The sequence below is a fragment of the Actinomadura madurae genome (assembly GCF_047130825.1).
Taxonomy (GTDB): Bacteria; Actinomycetota; Actinomycetes; order Streptosporangiales; family Streptosporangiaceae; genus Spirillospora; species Spirillospora madurae.
Genome location: NZ_CP083237.1, coordinates 1,732,789 through 1,747,847, shown reverse-complemented (window position 1 = coordinate 1,747,847; position 15,059 = coordinate 1,732,789). Strand labels below are relative to the sequence as shown.

The 15,059-nt window shown below is 73.2% G+C and carries 12 protein-coding genes and 2 pseudogenes; 9 read left to right on the top strand and 5 right to left on the bottom strand.

Annotation, left to right across the window (positions count from 1 at the left end; all coding sequences use genetic code 11):
* Positions 1-5: 5 nt before the first annotated feature.
* The 6 genes and pseudogenes from K8Z49_RS08220 to K8Z49_RS08195 form a co-directional block, all read left to right on the top strand.
* A pseudogene (locus tag K8Z49_RS08220) lies at positions 6-422 on the top strand (LLM class flavin-dependent oxidoreductase); the annotation flags it as partial.
* Between the two features lie 34 nt (positions 423-456).
* On the top strand, positions 457-993 hold the full coding sequence (locus K8Z49_RS08215; protein ID WP_412521018.1) for an LLM class flavin-dependent oxidoreductase: 537 nt from the start codon (positions 457-459) through the stop codon (positions 991-993).
* The gene (locus K8Z49_RS08210; protein ID WP_083598531.1) at positions 990-1,997 is read left to right on the top strand and encodes a cyclase family protein; all 1,008 of its coding nucleotides are present in this window, start codon (positions 990-992) and stop codon (positions 1,995-1,997) included. The genes K8Z49_RS08215 and K8Z49_RS08210 overlap by 4 nt, the downstream gene beginning before the upstream one ends.
* A 26-nt stretch (positions 1,998-2,023) precedes the next feature.
* A pseudogene (locus K8Z49_RS08205) lies at positions 2,024-2,714 on the top strand (3-oxoacid CoA-transferase subunit A).
* A complete protein-coding gene (locus K8Z49_RS08200) occupies positions 2,711-3,385 on the top strand; it encodes a 3-oxoacid CoA-transferase subunit B (RefSeq protein ID WP_412517931.1) in 675 nt (224 codons plus the stop codon). The pseudogene K8Z49_RS08205 and the gene K8Z49_RS08200 overlap by 4 nt, the downstream one beginning before the upstream one ends.
* Positions 3,378-4,589 carry an acetyl-CoA C-acetyltransferase gene (locus K8Z49_RS08195; RefSeq protein WP_021596954.1) on the top strand — a complete coding sequence of 404 codons (1,212 nt, stop codon included), beginning with the start codon at positions 3,378-3,380 and terminating at the stop codon, positions 4,587-4,589. The genes K8Z49_RS08200 and K8Z49_RS08195 overlap by 8 nt, the downstream gene beginning before the upstream one ends.
* 40 nt (positions 4,590-4,629) lie before the next feature.
* On the opposite strand, the gene K8Z49_RS08190 is transcribed toward K8Z49_RS08195, so the two are convergent.
* Together K8Z49_RS08190 and K8Z49_RS08185 are read right to left on the bottom strand one after the other, a co-directional pair.
* Positions 4,630-4,788, bottom strand: a complete 159-nt coding sequence (locus K8Z49_RS08190; protein WP_161791059.1) for a hypothetical protein — start codon at positions 4,786-4,788, stop codon at positions 4,630-4,632.
* A 73-nt stretch (positions 4,789-4,861) separates the two neighbouring features.
* Positions 4,862-5,656 (bottom strand): GAF domain-containing protein, encoded by a 795-nt coding sequence (locus K8Z49_RS08185; protein ID WP_143118844.1) that lies wholly within the window; start codon positions 5,654-5,656, stop codon positions 4,862-4,864.
* A gap of 395 nt (positions 5,657-6,051) precedes the next feature.
* Here K8Z49_RS08185 and K8Z49_RS08180 point away from each other — a divergent pair, with 395 nt between their 5' ends.
* Complete coding sequence (locus K8Z49_RS08180) at positions 6,052-9,594, top strand: alpha-N-acetylglucosaminidase TIM-barrel domain-containing protein (RefSeq protein WP_412517930.1); 3,543 nt, start codon at positions 6,052-6,054, stop codon at positions 9,592-9,594.
* 16 nt (positions 9,595-9,610) lie between these two features.
* Here K8Z49_RS08180 and K8Z49_RS08175 read toward each other — a convergent pair whose 3' ends face one another.
* Complete coding sequence (locus tag K8Z49_RS08175) at positions 9,611-10,051, bottom strand: SRPBCC family protein (protein ID WP_024936455.1); 441 nt, start codon at positions 10,049-10,051, stop codon at positions 9,611-9,613.
* A gap of 38 nt (positions 10,052-10,089) precedes the next feature.
* Between K8Z49_RS08175 and K8Z49_RS08170 the strand changes: the two genes are divergently transcribed.
* Positions 10,090-11,274 carry a cytochrome P450 family protein gene (locus tag K8Z49_RS08170; RefSeq protein ID WP_412517929.1) on the top strand — a complete coding sequence of 395 codons (1,185 nt, stop codon included), beginning with the start codon at positions 10,090-10,092 and terminating at the stop codon, positions 11,272-11,274.
* 48 nt (positions 11,275-11,322) lie between these two features.
* On the top strand, positions 11,323-12,144 hold the full coding sequence (locus tag K8Z49_RS08165) for an SAM-dependent methyltransferase (RefSeq protein WP_021596949.1): 822 nt from the start codon (positions 11,323-11,325) through the stop codon (positions 12,142-12,144).
* Here K8Z49_RS08165 and K8Z49_RS08160 read toward each other — a convergent pair.
* Both K8Z49_RS08160 and K8Z49_RS08155 read right to left on the bottom strand, forming a co-directional pair.
* Positions 12,141-13,661 carry an SDR family oxidoreductase gene (locus K8Z49_RS08160; protein WP_412517928.1) on the bottom strand — a complete coding sequence of 507 codons (1,521 nt, stop codon included), beginning with the start codon at positions 13,659-13,661 and terminating at the stop codon, positions 12,141-12,143. The two genes, K8Z49_RS08165 and K8Z49_RS08160, sit on opposite strands and share 4 nt — an antisense overlap.
* A 21-nt stretch (positions 13,662-13,682) precedes the next feature.
* Positions 13,683-14,975, bottom strand: coding sequence for a cryptochrome/photolyase family protein (locus K8Z49_RS08155; RefSeq protein WP_412517927.1), 1,293 nt, complete (start codon positions 14,973-14,975; stop codon positions 13,683-13,685).
* Between the last annotated feature and the right edge of the window lie 84 nt (positions 14,976-15,059).

Here is a 15,059-nt window from a genome sequence, read left to right as displayed (position 1 = left end):
GGCGCATGAGGCTCGGGGTGGCGATCGACCTGGGCTCGGCCGCGGCGACGCGTCCCCAGGTCGATCGCGCCGCGCGGCTGCTGGAGACGGCCGAGGCGAACGGGCTGTCGTCGGCCTGGCTGGGCGAGAGCTACCACGTCCGGCCCGAGCCGTTCCACCTGCCGGCCGCGCTGATCGTGCTCGCGCATCTCGCCGGGCGCACGGACCTGCCGCTCGGCACGGCGGTGCTGCTGGCCCGCGCGTACGAGCCGCGGCGGCTGGCCTACGAGGCGGCGCTGCTCGACCAGCTCTGCACCGGCCGGTTCACCCTCGGCCTCGCCCTCGGCAACGCCGACCTGGCGGAGCGGCTCGGCGGCGGCACGGACGGCCGGAGCCCGGGCGAGTGGTTCGCCGCCCTGGTCGCCGCGCTGCGCGAGACCTGGTCGGCCTCGACCGGGACCGGCGGGGACGGGCGCCGTGCCGGTCGCGCCGCCGCCCGCGCGGCCGGGAGGCCCGCCGATGTTCCTCGGCGGGCGCACCCGCGCGGCGGCGGCCCGGGCCGCGACCCTCGGCGACGGCTACTACGCGGCCACCAACTACGGCGACGAACTCCTGGCGGCGCGCGCCGCCGAGTACTGGGACGCCCGCGGCGGAGCAGGCGGCGAGGTGGCGGTCACCCGCCTGTGCCTGGTGGCCGAGGACGCGGAGCAGGCGCGGGAGATGGCGGACCGGTACTTCGCGTCCGTCCTGAACTACTACACCGCCCGGCGCGCGTGGATGGGGCCCGACGGGCCGGTGACGCCCGAGTTCCCGCTGGTCGGGTCCCCGGCCGACGTCGCGGCGGCGCTCCGGCGGTACGCGTCGACGGGCGTCACGTCCGTCCAGCTGAGGGTCGCGCCGCACGGGACGCCGCCCGAGGTGGCCGGGCGGACGCTGCGGCTGGTCGGAACCGCCGTGCTGCCCGAACTGGGCGGCGGAACGAGACCGGGGACGGAGAGGAGAGCGCTCGGATGAGTCCACAGGACGGCATCCCGACCTACAAGGAACTGCTCGAACGGCAGGACGCGCCGCCCGGCTCGTCCTGGGGGATCTTCGGCGAGAACGACCAGCTCGGCACGCTCAACTTCCTCGGCCCGGGGCAGGTGAGGGACGCGGTCGGGCTGGTCCGCCGCGGTGAGGTGTTCAACCTCGACTACCCGCTGAACACCTTCGTCCCGGCACCGGCCGGGACCAGGCCGGCGACCGTGCACCACATCTTCGCCAACAACCCGAACCACCGGGACGACTGGCTGGACTCGTTCTACCTGCAGTCGACGTCCCAGATCGACGGGCTGCGGCACATCCGCCACCCGCGCCACGGCTTCTACGGGGGCGTGCCCGACGAGGAGATCGGCGAGGAGACGCCGGCCCTCGGCATCCAGACGGTCGCGGAGCGCGGGATCGTCGCCCGGGGCGTCCTGCTCGACGTGGCCCGGCACTTCGCCGAACGCGGCACCCCGCTCGACCTGGCCGGCAACTACATGATCACCCCGGAGGACCTGGACGAGGTGGCCGCGGCCCAGGGGGTGGAGTTCCGGCCGGGCGACGTGCTCCTGCTGCGGGTCGGCTGGGCCTCGTACTGGCTGGACGAGGTCGGCGAGGAGGACCGGCAGGCCTTCAAGAAGAGGATCCGGCACCCCGGGCTCATCCAGTCGAAGGAGATGATCGCGTGGCTCTGGGACCACCGCTTCGCGATGGTCGCCTCGGACGACCTGGGCGTGGAGGCCCATCCGGTCAACCCGGACTCGGGCCTGGTCGACCCGGACGAGCCGCGGCCCGAACGCGGCGTCGTCCACAACGGGATGATGCACCGCCCGCTCATCGCGCTGCTCGGCCTCTTTCTCGGCGAGCTGTGGAACCTGGAGGCGCTGGCCGAGGACTGCCGCGCCGACCGGACCTACGAGTTCATGCTCACCGCCAAGCCCTTGAACCTCGTCGGCGGCGTCGGCTCGCCGCCCAACGCCATGGCGATCAAGTAGAGCACGCGGCAGGAGGAACGACGACGGTGAACGACCGGCTGGAAATCGCCGCCGACCCGGACGCGGCCGTCCGCGGGGTGGCCGACGGCTCCACCGTGCTGATCGGCGGGTTCGGGCGCGCCGGCCTGCCCGTCGCGCTGATCGACGCGCTCCGGCGCGGCGGTGCCCGCGACCTGACGGTGGTCAGCAACAACGCCGGGAACGGCACCACCGGGCTCGCCGGGCTGCTCGCCACCGGGCAGGTCCGCAGGATCATCTGCTCGTTCCCCCCGGCAGCACGACTCGTTCGTCTTCGACGAGCTGTACCGCGCCGGACGGATCGAGCTGGAGGTGGTGCCGCAGGGCAACCTCGCCGAGCGGATGCGCGCCGCCGGGGCCGGCATCGGCGCGTTCTACACGCCGACCGGCGCCGGCACCCTCCTGGCGGAGGGAAAGGAGACCCGGATGATCGACGGCCGCGAGCACGTCCTCGAACACCCCATCCGCGGCGATGTCGCGCTGATCCGCGCCCACCGGGCGGACCGGATGGGCAACCTCGTCTACCGCAAGACCGCGCGCAACTTCGGGCCGGTCATGGCCACGGCCGCCGCGCTCACCGTGGCCGAGGTCGGGGAGGTCGTCCCCGTCGGGGCGCTGGACCCGGAGGCGGTCGTGACCCCTTCGATCCACGTGGACCGCGTCGTGGTCGCGCGGCGGGCCGCCGAGGTGCCGGCATGACGGTCGCCGAGCACCTGGGCCGCGGCCCCCTCGACCGGACGGAGCTCGCCGCCCTCGTCGCCCGCGAGATCCCGGACGGCGCCTACGTCAACCTCGGGATCGGCCTTCCGACGACGGTCGCGAAGTTCCTCGACCCCGCCGCCGGGATCGTCCTGCACACCGAGAACGGCATGCTCGGCATGGGTCCCGAGGCCGACGGCGCCGACATCGACCTGGACCTGACCAACGCGGGCAAGATCCCGGTCACCGAGCTGCCCGGCGCCGCGTACTTCCACCACGCCGACTCCTTCGCGATGATGCGCGGCGGGCACCTCGACGTGTGCATCCTGGGCGCCTTCCAGGTGGCCGCCAACGGCGACCTGGCCAACTGGCACACCGGCGCGCCCGACGCGATCCCCGCCGTGGGCGGCGCGATGGACCTGGCCATCGGCGCGAAGTCCGTGTACGTGATGATGGACCTGTTCGCCAGGGACGGCAGCCCGAAGCTCGTCCCGGCCTGCACCTATCCGCTGACCGGACGCTCGTGCGTGAGCCGCGTCTACACGCGCCACGCCGTCTTCCACATCGGCCCGCCGGAGGTCAGGCTGGTGGAGACCTTCGGCATCGGCGCGGACGACCTCGCCCGCCGCCTCGACGTGCCATTCGCCCGTGAAGGAGAAGATTGTGCGTGAAACGGTGATCTGCGAGCCGCTGCGGACCCCGGTCGGCCGGTTCGGGGGAGCGCTCCGCTCGGTCCCGGCGGCCGACCTGGCCGCCACGGTGATCCGCGCGCTGCTCGACCGCACCGGCGTGCCGGGCGACGACGTCGACGACGTGGTACTCGGGCACTGCAACCCGAGCGGCGAGGCGCCGGCCATCGGCCGTGTCGCCGGGCTGGACGCCGGCCTGCCGGTCAGCGTGCCGGGCCTCCAGGTGGACCGCCGGTGCGGATCCGGGCTGCAGGCGGTGATCAGCGCCGCCATGCTGGTGCAGACGGGCGGCGCCGACGTCGTGGTCGCGGGCGGGGTCGAGAGCATGAGCCAGACCGAGTTCTACGCGACCGACGTCCGCTGGGGCGCCAAGGGCCCGGACGTGCGGCTCCACGACCGGCTCGCCCGCGCGCGCGTGACGGCCGGGGGAGCGAACCACCCCGTCCCGGGCGGGATGGTGGAGACCGCCGAGAACCTCCGCCGCGAGTACACGATCCCGCGCGAGGAGCAGGACCGGCTGGCCCTCCGGTCGCACCAGCGGGCCGTCGCCGCCGCCGACGCGGGACGGTTCGACGACGAGATGGTCCCGGTCACCGTCCGCGGCAGGAAGGGCGATGTCGTCGTGGACCGCGACGAGCACCCCCGGGCGGACACGACCCTGGAACGGCTCGCCGCGCTCCGGCCGGTGATGCGGAACGCCGACGCCGAGGCCACGGTGACGGCGGGCAACGCCAGCGGCCAGAACGACGGCGCGGCGGCGTGCTTGGTCACGACCCGCGAACGCGCCGAGGAACTCGGCCTGCGCCCGCTGGCGCGGCTGGTGTCGTGGGCCGTGGCCGGGGTGCCGCCCCGCACGATGGGCATCGGCCCGGTGCCCGCGACCGAACGCGCCCTGCGCCGCGCCGACCTGCGCCTGGCGGACATCGACCTCGTCGAGCTGAACGAGGCCTTCGCCGCCCAGGTGCTCGCCTGCACCCGCGAGTGGAAGTTCGCCGAGTCCGACTTCGACCGGCTCAACGTCAACGGCTCCGGGATCTCGCTCGGCCACCCCGTCGGCGCCACCGGGGCGCGGATCCTGGCCACGCTGCTGCGCGAGATGGACCGCCGGGAAGCGCGCTACGGCCTGGAGACCATGTGCATCGGCGGCGGCCAGGGGCTCGCCGCCGTCTTCGAACGCCAGGCCTGACCCGGGCCGCACCGCCCGCCCGAACCCGCCCCGACGGGGCTCAGCTGCCGTGCCGGGGGGGTTTGGGCGCGCGCCTGCGCTTGGCCTCGGACTCGACCAGGAGGACCGCGCGCCGCTCGACGTCTTCGTAGTACTCGTCGGCGTCGAGCTGGTTCTCGGCGACGCGTTCGGCTCGCTCGACCATTTCGTCGCTGGTCACTGATCCCGCCCCTTCCTGATCTCTACCGGTCATCGATCGTCCTTTCGGGCGCACACCCGCCGTTATCAGACTCTCACAGACTGTGCACGTGCGCCAGAGCCGCCGCCAGAATTCCCGCGAGCAGGCGAAGCGCCTCCAGATCGGTTTCCGCGAACGCCTTGGGTTCGGGGGAGACGGCGACGAGCAGCCCGGCGACCTCGTTGACATCGCGAATCCCAACGGCCACGGCGATGCAGCTCCGGTACTGCAATGACCCCATCTCCAGCACGTCCAGAAATGATTCTTGCTTTCTCAGGTCATCTACGCGTTTGCCTCGCAACGGGTTCAGCGTGAACTGCAGGAGATCGCCATCGTGCTCACCCTGGTCTCCCATCGTCCGGCGGGGGGCGGCGCCGCCCCACTCGGCATTGATCAAATGCAGGAGACCGTCGTCCTTCTTCAATTGGTAGAAGGCGGTTCTGGTCTGGCTCGACTCCTTCGCGTGGCTGCTGGTCCGTTTCGCGGCGACGAGGACATGGTGCACCAGATCGCGCTGGGCGACCTGCGCCTGACCGCTATCGGTCTTGCTGGCCAGGAGGCCGAGGGCCACGATCACGGGCAGGCCTCCCCCGGACAGCGTGCGGGCGAGTCGTTCGGCAATATCCTTGTAGGTACCGGAATGCGAACTGCGCAGCCATATCGAGGCACCCGCGAGTCCCGCGCAGACCAGGAGCGCGACCATGAGCGCGGCGCGGGGCGCGCCCGACGTGGAATTCGCGGCCAGCGGGAGGGCCGAGACCGACACCGCGAGCAGCACGGTGATGGGCAGGTTGAGCAGGATCACTTCCGCCGCCCGCTTCGCGACCTTCTTGGCTGCCTTGAAACCCACCCGACCCCCGCCTCTGGTCGCACTTGCCCTTATCTAGATCACTTCTGGGAATAAGCCCGTTCCAAACTTGTATCACAAGATCTGCGGACACAACGTGCTCTCGTCAGGGCCGTCCCTTCGATGGAGTAAATTCCTCTACCTGTGGCCCGGATACCTGCACGGGAATGGCTCTGGGAGGTGCCGTAAATTGGCCAGTTTGTCGAAATTCGTGCCGGGTTGAAGGGGCGGGTGCCAGTCCGACGTACAGGCGCGGCCCGGGCGTGCCGACCGCGCGCTCCGCTCCCTTGCCTCTCCACAAGATCACGGGCATCCCTTGACCGGGGGGCTCTGCATGATCATGATGAAGGCCGCCTTCTTCTTAACGGGCCTAACGAACCTCGGTGGAGGTGTCCGGCATGCCGGTGGGCGGACGACGAGGACGGGGCGGCCGCTCCTGGCCGGTCATCATCGCGATGGCGGTGCTGCTGGTGGCGCCGCTCGCCGCGGCCGTGCCGGCGGCGGCCGAGGGGAACCCCGCCGCCCCGGTGGCCGCTCCGGAGCAGGGGTCCGGGCCCGCCGCCCGCGCGCTTCAGCGGATCCTCGGCAAGCGCAAGGCCGCCCAGGTCAGGCTTCGCACGATCGGCAAGGGCGCCGGCGGCGACCGCTTCCGGGTCTCCGCCGAGGGCGGGCGGCTGGTGATCGCGGGCACCTCCCCGGCCGTCCAGCTCACCGGGTTCGGCCGGTACCTGCGCGAGGTCGCGCACGCCGACGTCGCGATCGGCGGGACGCAGCTCGACCTGCCCGCGCGGCTGCCGCTTCCCGCGAAGCCGATCGAGGCGGACGCGTCGGTCGCCCACCGGTTCGCGCTCAACGACACCAACGAGGGCTACGCGGGCGCCTACCTGAGCTGGGAGGAGTGGGAGCGCCGCATCGACGCGCTCGCGCTGCTCGGCATCAACGAGGTGCTGGTGTACGAAGGGCAGGACGCCGTCTACCAGCGGACCTTCCAGCGGTTCGGTTACAGCGCGGCGGAGATGCGCGCGTGGATCCCGCAGCCGGGCCACCAGGCGTGGTGGCTGCTGCAGAACATGTGCTGCACCGACGGGCCGATCTCCCAGCAGCTGATCGACCGGCGCGCCGCGCTGGCCCGGCGCATGGTCGATCGGCTGCGCGAGCTGGGCATGACGCCGGTGCTGCCCGGCTACTACGGCACCGTCCCGACCGACTTCGAGACCCGCAACCCGGGCGCGAACACCGTTCCGCAGGGCACCTGGAACGGCCTGGAGCGCCCGGACTGGCTCGACCCGACGGGGCCGGAGTTCGGCAGGGTCGCGGCGGCGTTCTACAAGGCGCAGACCGAGCTGTACGGGCCGAGCACGATGTACAAGATGGACCTGCTGCACGAGGGCGGCCGGGCCGGGTCCGTGCCGGTGCCCGCGGCGTCCAGGGCCGTGCAGGACGCGCTCGACGCCGCGCATCCGGGCGCGACCTGGGTGATCCTCGGCTGGCAGAACAACCCCCGCGAGGAGACGCTCCAGGCGGTGGACCGGTCGCGGATGTTCATCGTGGACGGCATCACCGAGCAGCCGAACATCACCGACCGGGAGAAGGACTTCCTCGGCACGCCGTACGCCTTCGGCACCATCTGGAACTTCGGCGGCCACCAGAACTTCGGCGCCGGCCTCACCGTCTGGAACGAGAAGTTCCACGCGTGGCGCGCCAAGCCCGGCACCGCGATGGACGGCATCGCGCTGATGCCCGAGGCCATCGACAACAACCCGGCGGCGGTGGCGTTCTTCGCCGACATGCCGTGGCGGGACGGGCCGGTCGACATGGACGCCTGGTTCGATCAGTACGCCACCGCCCGCTACGGCGCCGCCGACCCGCACGCTCTCGCGGCCTGGCGGATCATCGGCGGGACGGCCTACGCCTGGCCGGCGGGCAAGGACACCCGGCACGTGACGGGTCTGTTCGACGACGAGCCGAACCTCGCCAACACCGGCACGCCCCTCCAGTACGAGCCCGCCGAGTTCGAGAAGGCCCTGGGCGAGCTGCTGAAGGTCGACCGGCGGCTGCGGCGGTCCGGCGCGTACCGCTACGACCTGGTCGACGTCTCCCGCCAGGTGCTGGCGAACCGGAGCAGGCTGCTCCTGCCGAAGATCCGGGTCGCCTACCGGGACGGCGACCGCGCCGCCTTCGCCCAGCTCACCGGCCGGTGGATGGGCGAGCTCCGCCTCATGGACGAGGTCCTTGGCACCGACCCCCATTTCCTCCTCGGCACCTGGCAGCGGGAGGCGGCCCGGCAGGCGGCGAGCCGCGAGGAGGCCGCGACGCTGGACTACAACCTCAAGTCGCTGGTCACGCTGTGGGAGAGCGACAGCCCGGGGCTCCAGGACTACGCGCGCCGCGAGTTCAACGGCCTGGTCGGGGGCTACTACGCCGGGCGCTGGCGGATGTTCTTCGACGAGCTGGGACGGTCGCTGAAGACGGGCGAGGAGCCGCGGCGGATCGACTGGCGCGCCGTCGCCGAGACGTGGGCGCGCGCGGGCACCCGCTACGCGGCCGAGCCGCGCGGCGACGCGTACCGGCTGGCGGAGCGGGTGGCCGGGGAGCCTGCGGGGGCGCTGGCCCTCGCCACCGGCCGGAAGGGCATCGAGCCGGGCGGCACCGTCCGGGTGACCGCGACCTTCACCAACGAGTCGGCGCTCAGCGCGGCCCGCGGGGTGCGCTTCCGGCTGGACGCGCCGCGCGGATACGAGGTCGTGCCGCAGTCGACCGGAGGGGACGACGTCGGCCCGGGGAAGACGGGGACCGCGACCTGGACGGTGACCGCGCCGTCCGGCGCTGAGCCGGGCACGCTGCCGGACCTGCGCGCCACGGTCTCCTGGCGCACCGCGGGAGGCGCGTCAGGCCAGGTGAGCGCGCGCTCCCTCCTCATGGTCGGTGGAAGCACGTTCGACGAGCCCTACAAGACCGCCGCGTCCACCGAGGCGGAGTTCGCGCGGGCGGGAGACACGATCGGCATCGCCGCCGGCGGCAGGGACATGTGGGGCGGCACCAACGAGTTCGCGACCGTCTACAAGGATGGCGGGCTGGCCCCGGGAACCGCGGTGTCCACGAAGGTGACCAGGCTGGACGGCTCGTCCCCCTGGACCCGGGCCGGGCTGGTCGCGAGCGACGACCTGGCCGAGACCGGCTCGGCCGGGTACGCCGCCATCGCCGTCACGCCGGAGCACGGGTGCGTCTTCTCCTACGACGGCGACGGTGACGGCCGGCTCGACCACGTCACCGAGGTCGGCGGGTTCACCGCGGGCGCCGTCCACGTGCGGCTCCGCAGGGACGGCGACCGGATGACCGGATCGTGCAGTTCCGACGGTAAGAACTGGGCCGTGGTCGGTTCGGGGACGGTCCCGGGCGCGGCCGGTGCGCAGGACGTCGGCCTGTTCGCCAGCGCCGTCAACCGCGACACCGGCCAGGAGGCGATCGCCCTCTTCGGCGGCGGCGTCGTAGCGGCGCCCGACACGTCCCGCGACGGCTCCGGCGACCTGCTGCGGAGCCTCCGCAAGCCGGTGACGGCGCTCTCCTCCGAGCCCGGACGGCCGCCGGAGGCCGCCAACGACGGCAGCCGCGCCAACTCGCCGTACTGGGGCGGCCGGATGACCTACGGCGAGAACTGGTGGCGGGTCGATCTCGGCGCCGTCAACGACGTGTCGCGCGTCAACGTCCGCAACTACGTCGACGGCACCCGCTACTACACCTACCGGCTGGAGGGCAGCCTCGACGGCGCCCGCTGGTTCACCATCGGCGGCCGCAACGGGCCCCGCCCGGCCGCCGACGCGGGCGACACCATGAACACCGAGGCCAAGGCCCGCTACGTCCGGGTGGTCGGCCTGGGCAACACCGCCAACCTCACCTTCCACCTCACCGAGGTCAGCGTCTACGGCACTCCGGCCGGGTGAGGCGGCCGCGCGCCGGTCAGGTGCCCAGCTCGGTGTCCAGCTTCTCCAACTGCGCGTCGTAGATGCGCCGCAGGCCCTTGGGGGCGAAGGTCTTCTCGAAGAACCCTCCGATGCCGCCCGCTCCGTCCCAGGTGGTCGTGACCTGCACGCGGGAGGTGTCACCGGCGGGGGAGACCGTCCACGTGGTGACCATGGAGGAGTTGGCGTCGCGCTCGACCAGCCGATCCTTGCCGGGCGTGCTCGCGGTGAAGAGGCAGTCGCGCACCCGCTTGCTCGTGGCGGCCAGCTTCCAGTGCACCACCGTGCCCTCGCCCTGGCCGCCCTCGCGCACGTCGTACTCGCTGAAGTGCTCGGTCAGGATGCGGGATCGGACACCGGTGTAGTCGCCGAGTGCGGCGAGCACCCGGTCCGGGCCGGCGTTCAGCGTTCGCTCTGTGGTGACCACGACTTGTCCCATGCGGATCATCCTTTCATCGCCGTCGGTAGGGTGGACCGATGCTCCCGCAGCGACTGCTGTTCAGCCGGACGTTCAGTGAGGACCCGTACGCGGTCTACGCCGAGTTGAGGGAGTCGGGACCGGTCCACCCGATCGACTTCCCTCCCGGGGCCACCGCCTTCCTGGTGGTCGACCACGAGCATGGCCGCGCGGCCCTGAACGACCCGCGCCTTTCCAAGGACAGTGCCCACAGCGCCGTGCCCGTGAACGGCGAGATGTTCTTCGGCGGGACGATGCTCGCCATGGACCCGCCCGACCACACCCGCATGCGCGGGCTGGTCGCCAAGGCGTTCACCGCCCGGCGCGTCGAGCGGCTGCGCCCGCGCGTCGAGGAGATCGCCGGCGCCCTGCTGGACGGCGTCGCGGCGCGCGGCGAGGCCGACCTGATCGAGGATCTCGCGGTCCCGCTGCCGATCCAGGTCATCTGCGAGATGCTCGGCGTGCCGGCGTCGGACCGGGGACGGTTCCGCGAGTGGACGGCCGTGCTGACGGTGCCGGCGCTGACCGCCGAGGCCCGCGCGCACCGGCGCGAGGTGGCACGGGCCTTCACCGGCTATCTGGGCGAGGTGATCGCCGAACGGCGGGCCCGTCCGGAGGAAGACCTGGTCAGCGCCTTGATCGCGGCGCGCGACGGGGACGCCGCCCTCACCGAGGCCGAAATGGTCAACAGCATCGGGCTGCTGCTCATCGCCGGCCACGAGACCACGGTCAACCTCATCGGCAACGGTGTGCTGGCCCTGCTCCGGGCCCCCGGCCAGCTCGACCTGCTCCGGAGGCGGCCTGAGCTGCTGCCGTCCGCGGTCGAGGAACTGCTCCGGTTCGACGGGCCGCTGGCGTGGGCGAGCCAGCGCATCGCCCTGGAGGACATGGAGATCGCCGGGACCCCGATCCCCAAGGGCGCCTGGGTGCACGTCTCCCTCGGCGCCGCCGACCGCGACCCGGCGGTGTTCGAGGCGCCCGACCGGCTGGACGTCACCCGCGCCCCCAAGCGCCATGTCGCGTTCGGCCACGGCATCCACTTCTGCCTCGGCGCCCCGCTGGCCCGCCTGGAGGGCCAGATCGCCATCGGCGGCCTGCTGGACCGTTTCCCCGGTCTCGCGCTCGCCGTGCCGGCCGCCGACCTCCGCCATCACCGCACCGGCTCGATCGTCCGCGGCCTGGTCTCTCTTCCCGTGCGGGTTTGACGTCGACGCCGCTGTTCGTCTGCGATTATCAGAGAAGGAGGTGGGGCCATGTCCGGGGAGTCTGGACCGGAGCCACAGATCGACACCAGCGTGCCGCATTCGGCGCGCGTCTGGGACTTCTGGCTCGGAGGCAAGGACAACTACCCGGTGGACCGCGAGGCCGGCGAGGCCGTGCTGCGGGTCCTGCCGGTGATCGCGAAGTCGGCGCAGAACGACCGGGCGTTCCTCGGCCGCGCGGTGCGGTTCGTGTCCTCCCAGGGCATCCGGCAGTTCCTGGATCTCGGGACCGGGCTGCCGACCGTCGACAACACCCACGAGGTCGCGCAGCGCGCCGCGCCGGAATCCCGGATCGTGTACGTCGACAACGACCCCCTGGTGCTCAGCCACGCCCGCGCCCTGCTGACCAGCACCCCGGAGGGGGCCTGCGACTACATCCAGGCCGACATCCGCGACACGGCGGAGGTCCTCGCGGGGGCCGCTCGCACGCTGGACTTCGACCGCCCGATCGCGCTGATGATGCTGGGCGTGCTCAACCACGTGGTGGACGACGACGCGGCCAGGGGCCTGGTCGCCGACCTGCTGAAGGAGCTCGCGGACGGCAGCTACCTCGTCATCTCCCACACCTGCGACGCCACCACCGACGAGCTGGACGGCGAGGCGATGCGCCGCGCCGTGCGCGAGGTGATGGACCGCGGCGGCACGCCCATCCGGGCCCGGTCGCCCGAGCAGATCGCGGAGCTGTTCGACGGAGCGCGCCTTCTGGAGCCCGGTGTCGTGTCGTGCTCGCGCTGGCGTCCCGACCCGTCCCCGTGGCCGGTGCCGGAGGTGCCGCACTTCAGCGGCGTCGCGATCGTCTCCCGCTCCGCCTAGCGGTGGTGCCCGGCGGGCGCGGACCGGTCCGCGCCCGCCGAGGCCCCTTGCTCGGCGGCACGGGCGATGCCCTGGCACATGCCCTTGAACACGCGGTGGTGGAAGGGGCGGGACGCCCACCAGTAGGCGTGCCCGGCCAGCCCGCGCGGGTGGAACAGGGCCCGCTGGCCGAGGACGGTGTGCCCGCCGCTCCGGTGGACGGCCAGTTCCAGCCAGGCCAGCCCCGGCAGCCGCATCTCGGCGCGCAGGCGCAGCAGCCGGCCCGGCTCGATCTCCTCGACGCGCCAGAAGTCCACCGTCTCGCCGACGCGCAGCCGCCGCGGGTCCCGGCGGCCGCGGCGCAGGCCGACGCCGCCGATGAGGCGGTCGATAAGGCCCCGGACGCGCCAGGCGAGCGGGAAGGAGTACCAGCCGCGGTCCCCGCCGATGCCCTCGACGACCTCCCACAGCCGGTCCGGCGGGGCGTGCGTGACACACGTCCGCTCATCGGTGTAGAGGCTGCCGCCGGCCCAGTTCGGGTCGGTGGGCAGCGGGTCGCTGGGGGCGCCCGGGGTGGCGGCCGACGACCAGCGGGTGGCGACGCCGGCCTCCCGGATGCGGCGCAGGGCCAGCGCCACCGACCGGTCGAAGCCGACCGGTCCGCCGGGCGGCGGGGGCACGTGCTCGGCGATGTCGTTCTCGCGGCAGACCACCTCGTTCCGCAGCGACTCCACGAGGGGGCGCGCCAGCGCGCCGGGGACGGGGGTGATCGCCCCCACCCACAGGCTCGACAGCCGCGGGCTCAGCACGGGGACGGGCACGATGATCCGGCGCCTGAGCCCCGCCACGGCGGCGTAGCGGCGCATCATGTCGGTGTAGGTGAGGACGTCCGGGCCGCCGATGTCGAAGCCGCGGTTCACGTCCGCGGGCAGGTCCGCGGACCCCACCAGGTAGTGCAGGACGTCCCGGATCGCGATCGGCTGGATGCGCGTGTGCACCCAGCGCGGAGTGACCATCACCGGCAGGCGCTCGGTCAGGTAGCGCAGCATCTCGAAGGAGGCCGACCCCGAACCGATGATCACGGCCGCGCGCAGCCATGCCGCGGGCACCCCGCCGGCGAGCATGATCTCGCCGACCTCGGCGCGGGACCGCAGATGCGGCGACAGCTCCTCCTCGGGATCCATGCCGCCGAGGTAGACGAGCCGGCCAACGCCGGCCTCCTGCGCGGCGTCGGCGAAGGTGCGGGCCGCGCGGCGGTCGTTCTCGGCGAAGCCCCCTCGGCCGCCGATCGCGTGGATGAGGTAGTAGGCGACGTCCACGCCCTCCAGGGCACGGCGGGTCGCGCCGGGATCGGTGGCGTCGGCCTCCGCGATCTCCACCCGCCCGGCCCAGGGCTGGTCGCGCAGCCGCCGGGCGGAGCGGGCCATGCACCGCACCCGGTGGCCGGCGTCCAGCAGTTCGGGCACCAGCCGGCCCCCGATGTAGCCGCTGGCTCCGGTGACCAGGCACAACCGCCCCTGCGTGGCGCCGGTGTCCATGAGCCTCCTCCGGTCGAATGATCACTTCGGGCCGATGACGGGGGACGGGTAGTCCAGGGCGCGCCTCCGGTCGTCCGCCAGCCTCCAGGGGCGGTGGACGCGCGGCCCCTCGATGCCGGCGAGCTCCGGCACGTGGCGGCGGACGTAGTCGCCGCCCGGGTCGAAGCGGGACGCCTGCCGGAGCGGGTTCATGACGCGGTCGGGCCTGGTGCTGTTGCCGGTGCCCGCCACCCACTGCCAGTTCCCGGCGTTGTCGGCGATGTCGCCGTCGATGAGCAGGTCGTTGAAGTGGCGCAGGCCCTGCCGCCAGTCGATGCCGAGGTCGCGGGTCAGGAACGACGCCGTGATGAGGCGGGCGCGGTTGTGCATGTAGCCTTCGCGGGCGAGCTGCCGCATGCCCGCGTCCACGATCGGGACGCCGGTCCTGCCGTCGCGCCAGGCGTCCAGGGCGTCCTCGTCCCGGTTCCAGCGCCCTTCGCGCGGCCGGTAGTCCTCCCTGGCGAGCGCGGGGAACGCCGCGGCGACCTGGTGGTGGAAGTCGCGCCAGGCGAGCTGGCGCCGGAACCCGTCCGGGCCGGCCCGCGCCAGTTCCCGCGGCGAGACGCAGCCGAACTTGATGTACGGGCTGAGCCGGGACGTGCGGTCGGCGGCGAGATCGTCGTGGACGTGCCCGTAGGACCCGGCGTCCTCGCGCAGCCACGCCGCCATGCGGGCGCGCCCGGCCCGCTCGCCGCCGGGCGCCGGGCAGGGCGACGCCGAGCCGGCGGTCAGGTCGGCCAGGTCGGGCAGCGGGCCGGGATCCAGGCCGGGCGGCAGGCCGACCGCCTCGGGCGTGCCGGCGAGCGGACGCGGGCGGGCGGCCTCCCAGGCCCGCCAGTACGGCGTGAACACCCGGTAGTGGTCGCCGCTCGCGGGGGTGAGGTCCCCGGGCGGGAGGACCGTGATGCCGGGGCACGCGGAGACCTCCAGGCCGAGCCCGCGGAGGCCGGCGAGGCGGCGGTCCGCGTGCGCGGAACGCTCGTCGGCCAGGAACAACGCGCCCGCTCCGGCGTCCCTGGCCAGGCGCGCGACCTCCGCCACCGGGTCGCCGCGCCGCAGCACCAGGTCGCCGCCCAGTTCCCGGAGCGATTCCCGCAGGTCGGCAAGGCTCTCAAGGAGGAACCGGACGCGGTTGGGCGGGGCGAACCGCCCGCCCAGGATCCGGTCGTCGAAGACGAAGAGCGGCACGACCCGGCGGGCCCGGCACGCCGCGGCCAGGGCGGGGTTGTCTCGGACTCGCAGGTCCCGGGTGAACAGCATGATCGAGGTGTCCATCACAGGGTCTTCGGACGGACGCCCCGGACCGGTTGCGCGCCCGGCGCCGCGGTGCAACCGGCGGGAGCGGTTCCGGCGAAGGCC